This window comes from Streptomyces omiyaensis, from assembly GCF_014650895.1.
GTDB lineage: Bacteria > Actinomycetota > Actinomycetes > Streptomycetales > Streptomycetaceae > Streptomyces > Streptomyces omiyaensis.
In genome coordinates, this window is sequence record NZ_BMVV01000082.1 from 1 (window position 1) to 1340 (window position 1340).

Below are 1340 nucleotides of genomic sequence, written 5' to 3' on the forward strand. Positions count from 1 at the left end.
GTGGGTGGTTTGTCTGTTTCGGTAAAAGTTGCTTGGGAGGGGGCTGGTGTGGGGTAGAACTGCTGGTCAGCAAGACTGCTCCCCGCTCGCGCGGGGATGGACCCCTGATAGGAAGCCCTATCAGCAGGGCCGTTCACTGCTCCCCGCTCGCGCGGGGATGGACCCTCTCCGACGACGGCCACGGCGGCTCGCGCGTGCTGCTCCCCGCTCGCGCGGGGATGGACCCGACAGCGGCCTGGAAAGGCCGGCCCCCACCCGCTGCTCCCCGCTCGCGCGGGGATGGACCCTGGCTGATGGCCCCGGTCCGGGACGCCATCGCCTGCTCCCCGCTCGCGCGGGGATGGACCCACGCTCACCGTCGGCGCCACGACGTACGGTCTCTGCTCCCCGCTCGCGCGGGGATGGACCCGACGGCGTGAACGTCCGGCCGAACCTGACGATCTGCTCCCCGCTCGCGCGGGGATGGACCCTGAGAGAAATCGCCTCCGAACAGGCGGACGTTCTGCTCCCCGCTCGCGCGGGGATGGACCCGCAACCATGTCGCCCAGGATGCGGATCGTCCGCTGCTCCCCGCTCGCGCGGGGATGGACCTCTCGCGGACGGCGCTCCGCATCACCTGGTGTGCTGCTCCCCGCTCGCGCGGGGATGGACCCCATTGAGCTCCCGCCAACTTGAAGGCGCAGGTCAAAGGGCTGGCGTGACCGGTCCCCGGGATACTCGTGCTGGCCATGGGCGGGAGTTCGCGGGGAAGATCATCGGTCAGCAGCTGACTTCGAGGTTCGTCAGCACGAGCAGGGCGTGCAGGAGGTGGGTGGCACGGGAGGGCGGTGCGGAGTTGGTGTCTGGCTCAGGCAGGTGGTCGGAAGCCGACCTGCCAGTGCCACATGCCACCCCGGCAGCTCAGGACCGTGCCACCGTCCCTCACATACAGGACATCCTCGTTTTGATCCCAGGCCATGCGCAGCAGCTCGTCCTGGGGATCCCCTTGCAGCACCCGCTTCCACAGCGGGCCCACCGGGGCGCCGAGGGTCTCCATGCCGAGGGACCGCACGCCCTTAAGGATCAGCAGCGCAGGCCCGATTCGCCGGTACGGCATCACTTCGGACTCCACGTACGCATCGGAGAAAGCCAGCTCGATGTGCAGGGATCCATCCGACGGCAGCACCGACGTACGGTACCCCTCGGACTCGACATCCATCTCCCCTATGCCGGAGATCTCCCAGCCGGTGATCTCCCGGAGGAACGGCTCGGACTCCGCCCCCAGAACCGGGATGCAGCCTTCCCACATGGCCAACCTTTCGTATCGAGACGGATCGGGGGGGGGGGGGGGGGGGGGGGGG

General features: G+C 69.0%; 1 protein-coding gene and 1 CRISPR repeat array. The gene reads right to left on the reverse strand.

What is annotated here, in order from left to right; genetic code table 11:
- Positions 1-75 precede the first annotated feature (75 nt).
- Positions 76-653: direct repeats of the CRISPR family, unit length 29 nt; unit sequence CTGCTCCCCGCTCGCGCGGGGATGGACCC.
- Between the two features lie 194 nt (positions 654-847).
- Positions 848-1288 (reverse strand): hypothetical protein, encoded by a 441-nt coding sequence (locus tag IE287_RS38080; RefSeq protein ID WP_189854007.1) that lies wholly within the window; start codon positions 1286-1288, stop codon positions 848-850.
- Positions 1289-1340 lie beyond the last annotated feature (52 nt).